At 37.1% G+C, this 17,029-nt stretch carries 15 protein-coding genes; 5 read left to right on the forward strand and 10 right to left on the reverse strand.

Annotation, left to right across the window (positions count from 1 at the left end):
- Positions 1–137 precede the first annotated feature (137 nt).
- Positions 138–1,472 (forward strand): trigger factor, encoded by a 1,335-nt coding sequence (locus BMW39_RS00365; RefSeq protein ID WP_034976314.1) that lies wholly within the window; start codon positions 138–140, stop codon positions 1,470–1,472.
- Positions 1,473–1,529: 57 nt separating this feature from the next.
- Here BMW39_RS00365 and BMW39_RS00370 read toward each other — a convergent pair whose 3' ends face one another.
- Positions 1,530–2,045 (reverse strand): DUF4269 domain-containing protein, encoded by a 516-nt coding sequence (locus tag BMW39_RS00370; RefSeq protein WP_034976317.1) that lies wholly within the window; start codon positions 2,043–2,045, stop codon positions 1,530–1,532.
- A 12-nt stretch (positions 2,046–2,057) separates the two neighbouring features.
- Positions 2,058–2,945 (reverse strand): M23 family metallopeptidase, encoded by an 888-nt coding sequence (locus BMW39_RS00375; protein WP_034976320.1) that lies wholly within the window; start codon positions 2,943–2,945, stop codon positions 2,058–2,060.
- Positions 2,946–3,154: 209 nt separating this feature from the next.
- On the opposite strand from BMW39_RS00375, the gene BMW39_RS00380 reads away from it, so the two are divergent.
- Positions 3,155–4,171, forward strand: a complete 1,017-nt coding sequence (locus BMW39_RS00380) for an NAD(P)H-dependent glycerol-3-phosphate dehydrogenase (RefSeq protein ID WP_034976322.1) — start codon at positions 3,155–3,157, stop codon at positions 4,169–4,171.
- A gap of 102 nt (positions 4,172–4,273) precedes the next feature.
- Positions 4,274–4,612: a YkvA family protein gene (locus BMW39_RS00385; protein ID WP_034969609.1), complete on the forward strand. Its 339-nt coding sequence runs from the start codon at positions 4,274–4,276 to the stop codon at positions 4,610–4,612.
- Positions 4,613–4,651: 39 nt separating this feature from the next.
- Here BMW39_RS00385 and BMW39_RS00390 read toward each other — a convergent pair whose 3' ends face one another.
- The 5 genes from BMW39_RS00390 to BMW39_RS00410 form a co-directional block, all read right to left on the reverse strand.
- On the reverse strand, positions 4,652–4,903 hold the full coding sequence (locus BMW39_RS00390) for a NifU family protein (RefSeq protein ID WP_034969612.1): 252 nt from the start codon (positions 4,901–4,903) through the stop codon (positions 4,652–4,654).
- Between the two features lie 30 nt (positions 4,904–4,933).
- Positions 4,934–6,040 carry an Mrp/NBP35 family ATP-binding protein gene (locus BMW39_RS00395; RefSeq protein WP_034976324.1) on the reverse strand — a complete coding sequence of 369 codons (1,107 nt, stop codon included), beginning with the start codon at positions 6,038–6,040 and terminating at the stop codon, positions 4,934–4,936.
- Positions 6,041–6,529: 489 nt separating this feature from the next.
- Positions 6,530–7,978, reverse strand: coding sequence for a serine hydrolase (locus tag BMW39_RS00400; protein WP_051879956.1), 1,449 nt, complete (start codon positions 7,976–7,978; stop codon positions 6,530–6,532).
- Positions 7,979–8,485: 507 nt separating this feature from the next.
- Entirely contained in the window at positions 8,486–9,424 is a 939-nt protein-coding gene (locus BMW39_RS00405) for a hypothetical protein (RefSeq protein ID WP_131474324.1), read from the reverse strand.
- Between the two features lie 11 nt (positions 9,425–9,435).
- Positions 9,436–10,671: a dicarboxylate/amino acid:cation symporter gene (locus BMW39_RS00410; RefSeq protein ID WP_034976332.1), complete on the reverse strand. Its 1,236-nt coding sequence runs from the start codon at positions 10,669–10,671 to the stop codon at positions 9,436–9,438.
- A gap of 482 nt (positions 10,672–11,153) precedes the next feature.
- On the opposite strand from BMW39_RS00410, the gene BMW39_RS00415 reads away from it, so the two are divergent.
- A complete protein-coding gene (locus BMW39_RS00415) occupies positions 11,154–11,978 on the forward strand; it encodes a UDP-2,3-diacylglucosamine diphosphatase (RefSeq protein WP_034977742.1) in 825 nt (274 codons plus the stop codon).
- A gap of 123 nt (positions 11,979–12,101) precedes the next feature.
- Positions 12,102–13,070, forward strand: coding sequence for a glycosyltransferase family protein (locus BMW39_RS00420; RefSeq protein WP_034977744.1), 969 nt, complete (start codon positions 12,102–12,104; stop codon positions 13,068–13,070).
- Between the two features lie 123 nt (positions 13,071–13,193).
- On the opposite strand, the gene BMW39_RS00425 is transcribed toward BMW39_RS00420, so the two are convergent.
- From BMW39_RS00425 to BMW39_RS00435, 3 genes are all read right to left on the reverse strand, one after another.
- Positions 13,194–15,905 carry a TonB-dependent receptor gene (locus tag BMW39_RS00425; RefSeq protein ID WP_034976336.1) on the reverse strand — a complete coding sequence of 904 codons (2,712 nt, stop codon included), beginning with the start codon at positions 15,903–15,905 and terminating at the stop codon, positions 13,194–13,196.
- Positions 15,906–16,028: 123 nt separating this feature from the next.
- Positions 16,029–16,445, reverse strand: coding sequence for an SH3 domain-containing protein (locus BMW39_RS00430; RefSeq protein ID WP_034976339.1), 417 nt, complete (start codon positions 16,443–16,445; stop codon positions 16,029–16,031).
- Positions 16,446–16,447: 2 nt separating this feature from the next.
- Complete coding sequence (locus BMW39_RS00435) at positions 16,448–16,927, reverse strand: BON domain-containing protein (protein WP_034976341.1); 480 nt, start codon at positions 16,925–16,927, stop codon at positions 16,448–16,450.
- Between the last annotated feature and the right edge of the window lie 102 nt (positions 16,928–17,029).

Below are 17,029 nucleotides of genomic sequence, written 5' to 3' on the forward strand. Positions count from 1 at the left end.
TTTAAATAAAGATGTCTTTTCTAAGGCATCTTTATTTTTTTAATGAAACTTTATGATTTTTTATAAAAGCCGCACGTGCATTTAATTTTGAAGTTCCTTAGAATTTGACTACTTTTGCAACCTAAAAATTTCAATTAATGAACGTTACAGCTACAAACCATGACGATGTAAGTGCATTGCTTACGGTAACATTGGAAAAATCTGATTATAAAGAAAAAGTTGAAAAACAACTACTAAACTATGCAAAGAATGCACAAGTTCCTGGATTCAGAAAAGGGAAAGTGCCATTGAGTATGGTTAAAAAACAATATGAAGCTGGCATCGCTTTCGAAGAGATCAACAAACAGGTTTCTGAAGCGTTGAACGGTTATTTAAGTGAGAACAAACTTAGATTGGTAGGTCAGCCAGTTCCTCAGCCAGTAAACGATTTCAATCACAATGCAGAATCTTTGTCTGTAGCTTTTGAAGTTGGATACGAGCCGGAATTCACTGTTGATCTTGCTAAATACGAAGCGCCTCATTACAAAGTAGAAGCTTCTGACAAAGAAATCTCTACAAGTGTTGAGAACATGCAAAAGCGTTTCGCAGAGAGATTGCCGGAAGATAAGATTGGTAAAGATTCTTACGTAGCTTTGGAAATTGCTCAAGTTGTAGAAGAAGGTGCAGAAGGTGAGCACAACCACGCTCCAAAAAACGTAACGATTTCTAAAGATCAGAAAGAAGCTTACGATTTGGTGAAAAAATTGAAAAAAGACGAGTCTGTAAATGTTTCTAAAGAAGACCTACAAGCTAAAGAAGAATTGGCAACTCAATTAGGATTCTCTAAAGAAGATGCAGAACACCTTCACCACAACGAGGTAGAAGTGACAGTAAAAGATATCTACGGATTGAAATTGGCTGAACTTGACCAAGAGTTGTTCGACAAAGTTTACGGTAAAGATGTGATCACTACTGAAGAAGAATTGAAAGCAAGAGTGAAAACTGAATTGGACGAATATTTCCAGCAAAATGCTGATGTTCATTTCGTAAACAAGATCCTTCAGCAAGTAAATGAGAAAGAAGAGATCAAATTACCTGAGGCATTCTTGATCAAATGGTTGTTGTTCTCTAACCAAAACATCACTTCTGAAGAGCAAGCAAAAGAGATCCTTGAAAACGAGAAAAGCATTATCAAAGGTCAGATCCTAGAAGGAAAATTGATGAACGATAATGATATCCAGTTGGATTATGCTGAGGTTCTTGGACAAGCTGAGCAGTTAGTAAGAAACCAATTGGCAATTTACGGAATCCACCACTTGGGTGACGATGAGGTTCAGAAATATGCAGCAGAAATGTTGAAAGACGAAAACCAAGTAAGACAGATCTCTTCTGAAGTTGCTATGGCAAAATTGAAAGATGTGATCTTGGAAAAATCTAAGAAAACAGAAACTGTGATCTCTCACGACGAGTTTCTTGAAGAATTGAAAAAGTAATCAATTCTCAATCATAAATAAAAAAGCGATCCAGATTTGGGTCGCTTTTTTTTATGACTAATATTTTAAAAGTTCAACGTGAGGATCTCCGCTTAACCCTAACAATTTGGCGAATGCAGGTTCGGTTTTGAAACCTTGTTCTTTAAGTTCAATAATTTTTCTTCGAAATTCATCACCTTCCCTTTCCAAAATCTCAAACTCCTTTATCATGTGCAGATAAGCGTTTTGAAGATGAGTTGGTCGGTCTTGGGCAAATAGCTCTACAAGAAATTCTTCCAGTTGGAATTTGCAAACCAGAGATTCTACATCATTTATTTCAATCAAATTAATGCTGAATTGCTCTTGATCCTGAAATTCAATAATCAATAATTTCTTCAAAATTTCAAAATCATCTGTTTCCAAAATAATATCAAGATCACTTCCTTCAATATTAATTTCAATCGGAAAAGTTCCCGCAAGAATCGGATTGTACGTTTTAAGTTTTTGAAAAATCTGATGGTTTTCTAAAACCTGAAATATTCTTTTCTGAACCTCAGATCCATTTTTCAAATATTCCAAATTCAAAAAATTCATTATTTGATGATTTTAAAAATTCAAAAACAAACGCGGATTGATCGGCTGATTATTTTTATGAACTTCATAATGAAGATGAGGTCCTGTAGAACGTCCGGTATTGCCGGATTTTGCGATAATCTGTCCAACTTTTACTCTATCATTGGTTTCTACTAATATCTCCGAAAGATGCCCGTAAAGCGTTGCCAAACCATTGCCGTGTTCGATGATGACACAGTTGCCATAACCGCCTTTCACGCCAGCGAAGATCACTTTTCCAGATGCCGCACCTTTTACAGGACTTCCGTAAGCTACCGCAACGTCCAGACCTTTGTGAAACTGCATTTGGTCTTTCTCGGCAGGTGCGTTGCTGGATGCATTTTTATCTTCTTTTACAATCGCTTGTCTTTTGATTACATTTCCAAGGCTGTCTTTTTCTTCGGAAATATTGGATGCGTTTTCTGTTTTTGAAGGGTCAACTTTCGGTGGAATTGGATTTTTCCTGATTCCAAAATTCGAAGAGATGTAGCCGTCTGTAGGGATTCCCAATGGAACTTGCTGTAACTTTTGTTCCAGGTCGATCAGATATTGGCTGTATCGGTTGCTGACCTTTGCAAGGTAAACCTCGTTTTGAAGACTGTCTTGCGCTAGTTTTTCAATTCTGAGGTCTGAGACATTTTTAGATTTCAAGAATCCATCGATGCTTCTGATGCTTTGGTCTACAACTGCAAGATCCGTTTTGAGCTGAAGGTGATCGATGCTGTCCTTCTCATTATTGATCTTCACCAGGTTGACCTCGTAAACTTTATCGTCGGCACCATTGTATAATTTGGCGATGATCAAAGCCTGAACAAAGCAAGCAATCAATAGCAGGATAAGAACTATGTTTTTTTTCTTTTTCGATTTAAGAAATTGGACCATTAATTTATTTTTAAAATGGACTGCAAAAGTAAGAAAATTTTATTTTTATCAATGTTAATCGGTATTATGAATGTAAAATAGATTAATAAAAGTTAATTATTCTTAAAATATTGTAAAATGGAATTTAGATTTAGGTAAATTCACAAATTACATTAGATTTGTAATCTTGGAAAGTTATAGATATTTACAAATGAAAATGCAAATCAAGAATGACTAAGAAATCGACTAAATCATCTAAAAATGTACGTGTGGGCGTTTTGGGAAGCGGAAGTTTTGCGACGGCCATTGTAAAAATGCTTGCAGAAAACTGTAAAACCGTCAACTGGTGCGTCCGAAACGAATTCGTGAAAGGTGCCATAGAACAGCGAGGACACAATCCAACTTACCTGACAACGGTTTCCTTCAACTTAAAAAAACTTCAAATCACAACTGATATCAACGAGTTGGTTTCCAATTGTGACGTGATTATTTTGGCAGTTCCGTCCATCTATCTAGCAGAATCGATGGAGAAACTGACTTGTGATTATCAGGACAAATTATTCTGTTCTGCCATCAAAGGGATTGTTCCGAAGCACAATGACATCGTTGCACATTATCTAAAAGACCAATTCAAAATCGGATTCAAAAATCAGGCGGTGATTGCTGGACCTTGTCACGCGGAGGAAGTGGCGATGGAGCGATTGTCTTATTTGACCGTTGCTGTGGCAGGGAAAGAAGACGCTGATGTTTTGCAAAGTATTTTGTCGTCTTATTATATTAAGGTCAATACGAGTTGCGATATTCTCGGAAATGAATATTCTGCAATTCTGAAAAATATCTACGCAATAGGAGCGGGGATTGCAAGCGGTCTCGGTTACGGAGATAATTTCATTGCGGTTTATGTTTCCAACGCCATTCGCGAAATGGAAATTTTCCTGGAGTCCATTTATCCTGAGAAAAGAGATGTGAATGAGAGCGCGTATTTAGGCGATTTGATTGTGACCGCTTATTCATTATTCTCAAGAAATAGAAACCTTGGAAACTTAATTGGTAAAGGTTATACGGTGAAATCTGCCATCCAGTCGATGAGTATGGTTGCGGAAGGTTATTATGCAACGAAAGGGATTTACTCCATTTGCGAGGAAAAGAAGCTGAAATTGCCGATTATCAATGCCGTTTATGATATTCTTTATGAAGGAAAAAATGCAGAGAAACAATTTGCAAAACTCACGGAAAAACTGACTTAGCATTAATGATTTAATTAACAAAACATTACAATTTTCTATGGATTGATTGGAATAGAATTTGTAAATATTGCTCCGTTAAAGTAACAAACACAAAAAACAATAATGAAATATTCAAAATTAAAATTAGCTCAAGAGGCCATCAAACACAAAGGATTTCTACAAAAGATTCCTTCTGTGATTCGGATGTTCAAATTGTGGTACAGAGGCGAATACAAAATGAAATTCACCGATGTCCTGATTCCCGCATTGGCACTCATCTATGTCATCTCGCCAATTGATATCATTCCGGATTTCGTACCTGTTGTAGGTGCTTTGGATGATTTGGCAATCTTAGCTTTGGCCATTCCGATGCTGATGAAAGAAGTGGACAAATTCCTGCTTTGGGAAAGCCAACTCAGAAAAGGCAACCGCGAAATTCAGGACGCTGAAATAGTAGAATAAAAAAAATCCCGATTCAAAACTGAGTCGGGATTTTTATTTTTAAACGCTGATGACTTCTTCAATCTCCGGAGCGTGTTGCTTGATGGTGCTTTCCACACCCAGCTTCATCGTAGAACTGCTGATACCACAGCTGGAACAGCTTCCCAATAGTTTTACGAACACTTTCTTCTCCTGAACGTCAACCAATTCAATATCGCCACCGTCTTTCTGCAAAAACGGACGAATGCTTTCCAAAGCATCCATCACTTTGGTTACCAGTTCTTCCTGAATTTGATTTGTATTATTATCCATTTTATATATTTTCCTTTTAATGACTCCGAATTATTTTTTCGGAGAACAACCCGCCATTGTTGTAATTTTCACGGCTTCGGTTGCAGGTAGATTTTTGTTTCTCTCAACAAGACTTTCTACCATATTCTGAGCCGTCTTCACGTAAATCTCAGAAATCTTAGAATTTTCCTGAAGCGCCGCTGGTCTTCCGACGTCACCCGCTTCTCTGATGCTCTGAATCAATGGAATCTCTCCCAAAACCGGAATGCCCAAATCCTCGGCCATAAACTGAGCACCTTGTTTGCCAAAGATATAATATTTATTCTCAGGTAGCTCTTCTGGCGTGAAATAAGCCATATTTTCTATCAATCCCAAAACCGGAATGTTGATACTTTCCATATTGAACATCGCGATTCCCTTTCTCACATCCGCCAAAGCAACGTGTTGAGGCGTACTCACAATCACCGCGCCAGTCACCGGAACTTCCTGAATGATAGATAGATGAATGTCGCCAGTTCCCGGAGGAAGGTCAATCAACAAGAAATCCAGTTCGCCCCAATCCGCATCACGAATCATTTGATTCAACGCTTTCGAAGCCATTGGTCCTCTCCAGACAACCGCTTGGTTTGCACCTGAGAAATATCCGATAGACAGCATTTTCACGCCGTAATTTTCAATTGGCTTCATCAGATTTCTACCGTTTACTTCCACAGAGATTGGTTTTTGACCTTCCGTATCAAGCATTGTCGGGACCGATGGTCCGTAGATATCCGCATCCAGCAATCCAACTTTGAAACCCATTTTTGCCAACGTCACCGCAAGGTTCGCCGCAACTGTAGATTTCCCAACGCCACCTTTTCCGGAAGCGATGGCAATGATATTTTGAATTCCAGCAATTTGCTTTCCTTTGATTTCGTTGGTCACCGGCGTTGCAGGCAATTCCGGAGATGTGATTTTCAATTTAAGATTCACGTGCTCTCCAAATTCCGAAGCAAAAGCCTGCTTCATAGCCACCTCCAGTTTCTTTTTCTCGTGCATTGCCGGAGAATGCGCCGTCATATCAATATAAATATCGTCTCCCATCACCTGAAAATTACTTACCAGGTCTTCCACTTCTATCTCTTTCAGGAAATCCTGAACCTTTGATTTCGTCAGCATAAAAATTTGATTCTTAATCTTGCAAATTTACGGATTTTAAAATTAATTTAGAATCAATACGATTTGTGATTTTGTCTATGTTGATGATTTTTGGCAGGCGTGTTGGGTGGGAGAGTTGGAGCGTTTTAGTGTTCGAGAAATAAGTGTACCGTAAAAACTCACCAACTCACGAACTCACGAACTCATCAACTCTCAAACTCTCCCACACACCAACTCATCAGTAGCCGGGAACCTGCTGTCCGCTACAATTCCTCGCGCCTTGCTTTTCCCATCGCTTGCTGTGGGATTTCCACTGCCATCAGGGCTAGGGATTTTGTCTCCAAATCACGTTTTGTCAATTAAAAAAAATTTTCTTATTCCGAAGAATCTATACAAAATGGAATTTGAGTTTTATAAAGTCTTCGAGAGCCTCAGACTGACAATCGTGAAAATAGAACCGTTCGCATCAAATTGTCACACTGAGCGGAGTCGAAGTGTTTCCACTAAAGATTAATCAACCATCAAAGTCAAATTATTATCATTAGAATTTCCATTGGTGTTGAGTGCGCTGTAAGGCGTGGAGAGCCAGCCATTTTTGTTCATCACAAATCGAAACTCATACGTTTTCCTTTCGAATTGAGATTTCGGCAACGCCAACTCAAATGTATTGTTGTCCTTTAAAACCATTTGATAAGCCGTATTCCCAGGATTCCAATCATTGAATGAACCAGCAACAGCCATCTTTGTTATCGCTTTGGCGTTTAAATCTTTAGGAATTTTGTACGTGAAAATCACTTTGTCATTCTCAATACGATAACCATAGATTTCCTTTTTGACATCAGGTTTATTAATTAAATCAGAAATAACAGATTCTTCTCTGGATAAATACGGATTGGCCAAATATTTATCAATCAACCCTGCAATATGATTGACTATAATATATAATGGCGGAAAAGAATTGTATTTGTAACCATTTGACATAAAAATGATAGACAAATCATTCTCCGTAAATAGACTGTAAGCACTTACGTTTCCGCCGGAAAAACCATAAGACGTGACGTTGCCAGTTTTAGTAATTTCCCAGCCGTGAGCAAAAATATCTTGCTTGTTGGTGTAATCAAACGGTTGCCACATCAGCTTTTTCGTCTCATCCTTCAGGAATTTGTTTTTATCCAGATGAATGCTCCATTGCAGAAAATCAGGAAGCGAAATCGCCAATCCGTTGCCGGGATGTGACCTCAAACCGCCAACGTGCGTCGATTTTTTGTACTGTTTGAGAGAATCATTAAAAACATATTTTTGAACGCGATTCGGGATTTCCACAAGAGAATTGGAGGAGAATATCACTTTGTTTTTGGCATCAGAAAGTTGATTTTTCAAGACATAATCTTCAAACTTTTGTCCGCTTATCTTTTCGATAATCATTGCTAAAAGCATAAAATTCGTCTGATTATAACTGAATTGATTTCCAGTCTCGAATTCCATTTTTTCCTTTGCCAATCTTGCAAAAACTTCAGCGTTGGAAGCATCAGGAGAAATATCCTCATATCGGGCAAAATCCGGAATGCCAGATGAATGCGACAACAGATTCTTAATTTTCACATCCTGCCATTCTTTTGGAAGATGGTCAACATACTTCGAAATTTTGTCTTCAAACGAAAGTTGTCCTTTTTCAATTAACTGGAAAATAGCAACATTGGTAATCAGTTTCGTTGTAGAATAAACCCTGAAAAGCGAATTCGAATCCACGTTTTTATCAGACTCCAAGTTTTCTCTGCCGTAATATTTTTGAAAAATGATTTTATCGTTCTTCACAACACCAACCGCCAAACCTGGAATCTCATAAGTTTTCATCACTTCGTTCAGGTAATTGTCGATTGAATTTGTCTGCTCTGTTTTTTGGCAAAATCCTAAAAATGAAAGATTTAAAAAGAATAGGATTAAGAAGATTTGTTTCATTGGTTATCGGTTTACAACATAAGACAATTCTGACCTTTGATTTGTTACATCGTTTAAACACAATTTTGTCATTCTGAAAGAATCTAAACTGTTATTTATAGAAAGTCTTCGACTCCGCTCAGACTGACAATGCTGAATAAACCAATTAATATTAAAGATGTCACACTGAGCGGAGTCGAAGTGTTTCTTCATTACCTAAATGAATAACTTCCAAAAGCTGAAAAATATAGATACAGTTGAAATGATTACTAAAATGATTGAAAGTCGCAAGCTTAAAATCTTTTCATTATTCCTAAAACCTACTCGAATTAAAATCAATGAGACGATTGAAAAAATAAGCAGATAATATTTAAATGAAAATTTGCTAAAAACTACAGCGTCATAAAAAGCTTTTGTTTTGCCGTCAGAATTATTGTAATTGTCTAAAATATTATAATTGATAATTATTACACAGATTAGAACTATCAAGCTTAATGAAGCAGAGGAAGTTGAAGATTTAATCAACATTTATAAACTTTCAACTGCTTCTTTGGGACTTGGAAATAGCGTACCGACTCTGGGGTCCATAATATTTCCTCCAAATCCTTCACTTTTGTCAGATAACGTAGAGATATTTTTCTTCAGAATTTCTAAATGTTCTTTACTTTCAGATTTTTTTAAAGACCATATCCCAATTACTTTTTCAAAATTTGAAGAGGTTTTATCAAGAATAATTGAAACTAAAAAATCATTGCTCTCTTTGGTTTTATAATTACCTAAAAGTTGTAGAGCAGAAACTTTAGAATGAAAATTGTCTGATTTGGCAAATTTTAAAATGTGCTTTACATCTGGAGTCAAGTCCAAAAGATAAGATGTTTCCAAAGCTGAGTGTTGAAGATAGAATGAAGATATTTCATTTTCTTCAAATCCTGCTGGGGATTTGCTTATTTGTTCATTTATAAAATTTGTAATTTTTTCCTTATCAAATTTCCGCGTTTTATAATAATTCCAGATATTTTCATAAGTTAATTCATATATAGATTGTGGAATCAAAGCTTGATGATAGCTGTGTCTGTAAGTTGCTCTGACTTGTTCATTGTCAAGCAGGGCGAAACCGGATGTAGGTGTAGGTAATGAGTAATTGTTATTTTTGTTTCTCTTCAAAAATAAATAGTAAGATGATTCTTTTTTTAAATCAGTAGTTATTATTTGTCCTGAACCACTCATAAGCTCAAGAAGAAAATAATTGTCAATTATTATTTCACTTGGGATTGTTTCATTTCCAAATCTTTTTACGATTTGAACTTTTACATTTGTACCATTGTTCTCTATTATTTTTCCGAAAACAAAATTGTCAGATTTTTGTATAATTTCTTTTTGCCAAGGTTCATTCCAGGTTTCAGCAATTAAATTGGAAAACGAGAAAAGAAATATTAACGCAAATAGTAATTTCTTGATATTCTTCATACTTGTGTTCATTAACTCTCCAATTGCCCTTCCCACTTACTCACCGCAGACGTCGCCAAAGCATTACCCAGAACATTCGTCATACTTCTTCCCATATCGCAGAAGTGGTCGATTGGTAAAATCAACGCAATTCCCTCAACCGGAATATCAAACATTCCACACGCGGCCACGATGATTACGAGACTCGCTCTTGGAACGCCGGCAATTCCTTTACTTGTCAGCATCAAGACCAAAAGCATTATGATTTGTTGTCCAAGTGGCATATCGATGCCGTAAATCTGTGCAATGAAAATCGAGGCAAAGGTCATATACATCATACTTCCGTCCAGATTGAAGGAATATCCCAAAGGCAAGATGAAAGAAACAATTCGGCTGTTGCAACCAAATCTTTCCAACTCTTCTACCAATTTCGGGAAAACGGCTTCGGAACTTGTGGTGGAAAATGCAATCAACAAAGGCTCTTTGATTCTTCTCAACAATTCGAAAAGTCGGTTACCGAGAATCATATATCCAACTAATAAAAGTACCAACCAAAGAATGCCAAGCGCGAAAAAGAAATCTCTCAGGTAAATGGCATAGACTTTAAAAATCTCGAAACCATTTGTCGCCACAACGGCAGAAATCGCTCCGAAAACACCCAATGGCGCCACCCACATAATGTAGCCTACCATTTTCAAAATCGCGTGGGCAATCACGTCCAGACCTTTGATGACGGGTTTTGTATATTCTTCACCCATCGCAGAAAGTGCAATCCCAAACATTACGGAAAACACCACGATTTGAAGAACCTCATTGGTCGCAAACGCTTCGAACAAACTTTTCGGAATGATGTGCGTCACAAAGTCTTCCATAGAAAATCCTTTGCTGTTACTCACAATGTCAGAGGCAGACGAAACATCCTGAATCGGAAGTTGCGTCACGTGGCCAGGCTCCAGCCAATTCACCAAAACCAAACCAATCGACAATGAAACCAAAGACGCCGTGATAAACCAAAGCATCGCCTTCGTCCCAACGCGTCCCACCATTTTGATGTCGCCCATTTTCGCAATTCCCACAACCAAGGTCGAGAAAACCAACGGCGCAATAATCATCTGAATTAATCGGATAAAAACCGTTCCCAGCAATTTGATATTCTTAGCGAATTCCTCTTTCGATTCGGGGTAACTGGTGTGGACAATTCCTCCTAAAATAACGCCCAAAATCAATGCGACGATAATTGCGATAAACAGTTTATTCTGACCTTTCATAACTTTTATTATAACTTTTAATTTCTTAAACGCAAAGATTATTTTTTCAACTTAAAGATTTAGAGAGCAAAGAACCGAATAAATCCGTTTTCTAAGCGCTCGCTTCATCATTTGCTTTAGCAAAATCTTTGCTCACTAAAATGTTTTCAGCAATCGAACATCTTTGCGTTAAAATCACCAAGATTTCAACCAAACAATCTTAAGCGAAGCGACTTTGTGACCGTAAAGCAGTTTCAATTTCAAAAAATCCTTGTGTGCTTTGTGTTCAAATCTCAGCACCGCAAGACTCAATGTAAATTGTAACTGAACAAAACTAATATTTTTGAGAGAATATCCACTTATTTTTTAAATTAATATTAAGACACTCAGGAAATTCATCCGTTTCGCATCAATAAATATAAAATACGATTCACGCACAGTTAAAATTAGAAATCGTTCTTTGTATAAATCTGATTGTGAATGAAATCGCCCTTAATCCAAATATGAAAAGAGATGTCGAAATTGTCATTATTTCCGATGTGCATCTTGGAACTTACGGTTGCAAGGCGAAGGAATTGTTGCGCTATCTCAATTCCATTCGGCCAAAAACTTTGATTCTGAATGGCGACATCATTGATATTTGGCAATTCAAAAAATCATATTTCCCGAAATCACATTTGAAAGTGGTCAAGAAATTAATCTCATTTGCAACCAAGGAATCGGAAGTTTTATACATCACAGGCAATCACGATGAAGCGTTCCGAAACTTCACAGATTTTGAATTGGGAAAATTGAAGTTGTGCAACAAACACGTTTTGAAACTCGGCGACAAGAAAGCGTGGATTTTTCACGGTGATGTTTTCGATGCATCGGTTCAACATTCGAAATGGATTGCGAAATTGGGCGGACAAGGTTATGATTTGTTGATTGCGTTCAACAATCTCGTGAATTGGTTTCTTGAGAAAATGGGAAGGGAGAAATATTCATTCTCAAAGAAGATTAAAAATAATGTCAAAAAAGCCGTGAAATATATCGGTGATTTTGAATTGACTGCTTCGGAACTGGCGATTGAAAATAACTTCGATTACGTGATTTGCGGACACATTCATCAGCCTCAAATCCGAGAAGTGATTGGCAAAAAAGGAAAATGTACTTACTTGAATTCCGGAGATTGGGTAGAAAATCTATCGGCTTTGGAATATCAAAATGGCGAATGGAAACTTTTTGTTTATGAAAATGAAAAGCATACTTTAACTGACGATGAACCAGAAGAATTAAAAGAAATAAATAGTGAGGAATTGATGAAAATCGTGACAGCGATTTTATGAGTCTTCGAGAACCTCAGACGGACAAGTTCGTGTTGCTATTATCAGAGTTGTCACACTGAGGCTCTCGAAGTGTTCATCAAAATCAAAATCAATAAAACACAAATATGTAATAATCAAAGGAATATGAAAGTATTATACGCCTTCCAAGGCACAGGAAATGGACATCTCGCAAGAGCTCAGGAAATCATTCCGATTCTCAAAAAGCACGCATTGGTGGACACTTTGATTAGCGGACATCAAACACAATTGAAGTCAGATTTTGATATCGATTTCAGGTTCAAAGGTGTGTCTTTGCTTTACAACAAAACCGGCGGTTTGTCTTATAAAAAGACATTTTTGGAAAACAATTTCTGCAAAGCGGCGAAGGTTATCAAAGATTTGGATTTGTCAGCTTATGATTTGATTATCAATGATTTTGAACCTTTGACAGGTTGGGCGGCAAAACTGAAAAATCTGCCAATTGTGGAACTAAGTCATCAGGCTTCTTTGACTTTTAAGGAAACACCGAAACCTGAGAAAAGAGATTGGTTGGGAAGTTTGATTCTCAATAATTATGTGCCTTGCAAAAAGAAAATCGGTTTTCATTTCGAGAATTACAATTCGCATATCAAAAAGCCGGTCATAAGACAAAAAATCCGAAATCTGAATCCATCAAATCAAGGTCATTATTTGGTTTATCTTCCGAGTTTTTCGGATGAAGTGATTACTAATTTCCTGACGAGAATTGATGTCAAGTGGAAAGTGTTTTCAAAATATGCCAAGCAAAATCAGAAGTTCAACAATGTGGAGATTTTCCCGATTGATGAGAAAAAATACCTTGAGCTTTTCGAATCTTGTGAAGGCATTCTTTGCAACGCTGGTTTCGAAACGCCGGCGGAAGCAATGTTTATGGACAAAAAATTATTCGTAATTCCCATCGAAAATCAATACGAACAGGAATGTAATGCTTTTGCGCTTGACAAAATGGGTGTTGCGAATGCGACCAAGTTGGATTCAACAAAAATCAGGAATTGGATTAATTCTGAGAATTTGATTGAGGTCAATTATCCGGATAATATTGAAAGTATTTTGACGAAAGAGGTTTTGTATTGATTGAAACCACATAGTCACATAAATATAAGTAAGTAAAAATAATATTAAGATTACATAGCTATTTGAACTTAATATTACTTCCTTTTCAAATTTGTTCTTATGTGTCTATGTGGTTTAAACTTTTTAAGATTTACTTCCTCCGATTTTATTGAATTTAAAAATCAAAGTCAACATAAAATAACGGCGCAAAATCAATTCTTCCTTATCTTCAACATAATTATCGCCAATCGTTCTCGTGATATTTTGACGCTGATTCAGTAAATCATAAACTTTGAATTTCAGCATCATCTGCTTCTTATAAAACTGATAGGTCAAACTCGAATTCCAGAAATATGACGCTCGGTTGAAGCCTGCCGAAATGTTGGAATTGTTCGCGTATCGGAAATCATTTTCCCAGAAAAGGTCTTTCTTCAGGAAATAATTGGTCGTTCCGATGTTGACTGTTTGGTTGGCGATTTTCGTTTTGTCAAGGCTGTAATTGGTGTAATGCGAGTAAGAATAATTGATTCCGAAGGACGAGCGAACATCCATTATGTCTTTCCAATTGAGCGTAACATTCAGTCTTGGATAGAGCGTGTAAATATCATTCGTGAATTGTGTCGCGTCCACAAAACCTTTTCTGTAGCTGTAACTTGTGGAGAAAGTCGGTGCAATTCTCAATCGGTTTCCGTTCCATTTGTAACTTTTGGAAAACGACGTGTTGAAGTTCGCACGCTTGTTTCCGCTGATGTTCGCGTATGTGCTGAACTGTTTTCCGGACTCATCAAAGTAAGAAAAATCCACAATGTCATTATTGATATAACTGAAATTCATCGTCGCAAAAAAGTTGATTCCTCTCGCAACATCATTGGAATTATAATTAATATTCGTCGAGTTTTGCCACGTACTTTTCAAATCTTTATTTCCCTGAACGGTGATTAGCGGATTTGAAATATCAACAAAAGGATTCAGTTCCATCGCCGATGGAATCGTATAATTGGCATTGTTTGTAATTCTCAGACTCTTGCTTTTCGTGAATTTGTATTGCAACATCAAACTATATTCTGGCAGCACAAAATTCTTTTTGAGTGGAATATTTTCCTGATTGTAAATGGAATTGAGGTCAAGTTTCGAATAATTAAGATTCGCACCAGCACGGAACGTCAGTTTTTCTTTGTTGAGGTTGTAATTGATTTCAGTATTCAGAAAATCATTATTTTGAATTAATGTATTTGATAACAGCGAATTGTAATTTGAATATTCATTTGAATTAGTGTCAAAATCATTCACAATTCTTTCGTTGCTCAAATTCTGATGGTCAAAATTCATTTCTACAGAAACTGTCGCTGAGTCAGAAATTGGTTCAAAATATTTGAAGTTCGCTCCGAATGTATTTCTCGAATTTTTGGTCTGAGAAAACTGATTTCGGTAATCATTATCTTCCGGCGTTTGGAAAAACAAAGTTTCCTGAAGATTGTAATTCCGGTTCACATTTTGCGCAAACGTATTATTGATGGAAGCCGAAAGCGAACGTCTTTCATTTTTGAATCGCCTTGTCAAACCAATCGTTGGACTGAAATTGTTGTTCTCAGAATTTCCCCTCACAGAACTTTTACTGCTGTTCAGATTCTCATCGTCTCGAAGTGTAAAAGTATTGCTGTCGCTGACATTATCAACCGAAGTGTTCGCAAAATTGGCGGAAATCGTAACATTGGTCAAAGAATCGATTTTAAGATTAGCGTCCGTATTCGCATTGAATTTCCGCGTGTCAGAATTCCCATTTCGCTCCGAGTTTTTATCCAATTTATAATCCGGCAGAAAAGTGGTCCTCGAAGTTTTGGAATACGTTTCCAGATTGCTGTCGTTGTATTGCAGACTGAGCTTTTCCAAATCCAGATTGTCTCCGATTTTGTCCGCGTAATTGATTCCGATAATCGAAGTTCGCATAATTCCGCTGTTGACAGCGCGGCCATTTACTGCCGAGTTTTTACTTCTGGTACCACCATTGTCAAAAAAACTATCGACGGAAAATCCTGTGGTGTTGATGTTGTTGGAAGCCGCAATCAAAGCAATATTTCTATTCTTCTGGAATCTCGTCATAAAAAGATTGCCTTCATAACGTTTGTTGCTTCCGTAGCCCAGACTCAGATTACTGAGATTTCCCTTGTTATTTTTTTCATCGATGTTGAAGTTGACCGTCATACTGTCAGATTTCGGCGTTCTTCCGGTGAATTCTTCTTCTCTTGTTTTCGACGTTGTGAATTGAATTTTCTTAATGATGTCCGCAGGAAAAGTCTGCAAAGCAATCGTTCCGTCCTTATTGAAAAATGGTTTTCCGTTGATAAGAATTTTATTCACAGGTTTTCCATTAATCGTAATTTTTCCGTCTTCATCGGTTTCTACGCCTGGAATTTCCTTTAATAATTCATCGATTTTTGCGTCAGGTTTTACTTTCAGATAGGAAGCCGTGTATTCAACCGTATCTTTTTTGATTTTGACAGGCGAAACCGTGATTTGAACTTCTTCAATACTCGTTACCAAATCTTTTACTAATTTGATGTTACCAAGTTCTTCATCTTTATTAATGACCTCGAATTTTTTAGAATAAGTTTTTAGTTTATCGCCCGTAATCTGTAAAAATGAAGGTTCGTTTTGAGTTGGAACTTTAAAGTTGAAATTCCCGTTTTTATTGGTTCCTGTAAAATTGATGATGGAAGAATCTTTTTGTTTGATGATTGAAACCGTCGCGTTTTCCAATGGCGCGTTATTGTCGTCGGTCACTTTTCCGCTTACGTTGTAAGTTTGGGCGTTTAGCCTCAGGCAAATCAGAATCAAAAGGAAAAGGAATTTTCTCATCAATAGTTTTTAATGGTTAGAAGTTAGATTGGAAATTAGACCAATGTTAAATGCCAATTGCTAAAAATAGAAAAAACCCCTGAAATTCAGAGGTTTTAATATGATTTTAAATCGTTTTGAAAATTAAGCTTTCAAATATCTTGCATAAGCATAACCTTCTTCGCCGTCAGCTGTTTTGATTTTCCACCAGTCATCGGAAGATTGCTCTACCAAAGTTACGGTTTCACCTTTTGCAGCTTTTCCAACAATAGAAGCGTCAGTTGAAGGCTCTTGACGGATGTTCAAGTTAGAATCATCTGTTGCAACAGTCAAAGTCGCACCAGCAGCCAATCCAGAAACCTGAACATCGATGTTGATATCGGTTGCCGTATAAGAAGAGTCGATAGCGCCTAAAGCATTCCAAACTGAATCTTTTGAAGCGCTGTTGGCCGCTTTTCCTGTGATGTACAAAACGCCATCCTGCTCTTGTACAGAAAGGTCAGAAAGTCCAGCAGACTGAGCTGCAGAAACTACGCTTGCGTATTTATCTTGTAAGCTCATAATTATTTAACTGTTATTTTGTTATCGTATTTACCAATTTTCAAAGCATCTACAGACTCTTTCACTTTTCTTGCGTTAGCAGCAGTGGTAGTTCCTGTCAATGTCAAAGTTCCTGCAACATCTTCAGCTTTCACGCCAGGGATGTCTTTCAGTGCTGTGTTTACTTTTGTTAGAACCGCAGCGTCCACCACGTTTACTTCTACTGGCGCAGCTACAGGAGCTACAGTTGCCATATCGTGAACATCTTTCACACCTTCTACTTTTTTCAAAGCGTCGATAGCAGCTTGTTTGTCAGCTTCGGTTGCGAAAACACCGCTCAAGTGTGCTTTGCCTTCCTTCACTTCCACAGAAGTTCCTGGGTAAGCGGTAAGTGTTGTGGTTGCCTGTGATGTCAACTCTGCATCAGAGACTTTCTTTTTACAAGAAACAGCCGTCATTGAGACCATCAGGGCAAGAGCAGCGATTTTAATTGTTTTTCTCATAGTGATTAAATTAATTTATGTTTTTTAAGCAGTAAAATTAATGCCAAAAGGATTTGTGTTGATTTTTCGGTCATTTAAATTTTAAACTTTCACTTATTGTAA

Source organism: Epilithonimonas lactis, from assembly GCF_900110605.1.
GTDB lineage: Bacteria > Bacteroidota > Bacteroidia > Flavobacteriales > Weeksellaceae > Epilithonimonas > Epilithonimonas lactis.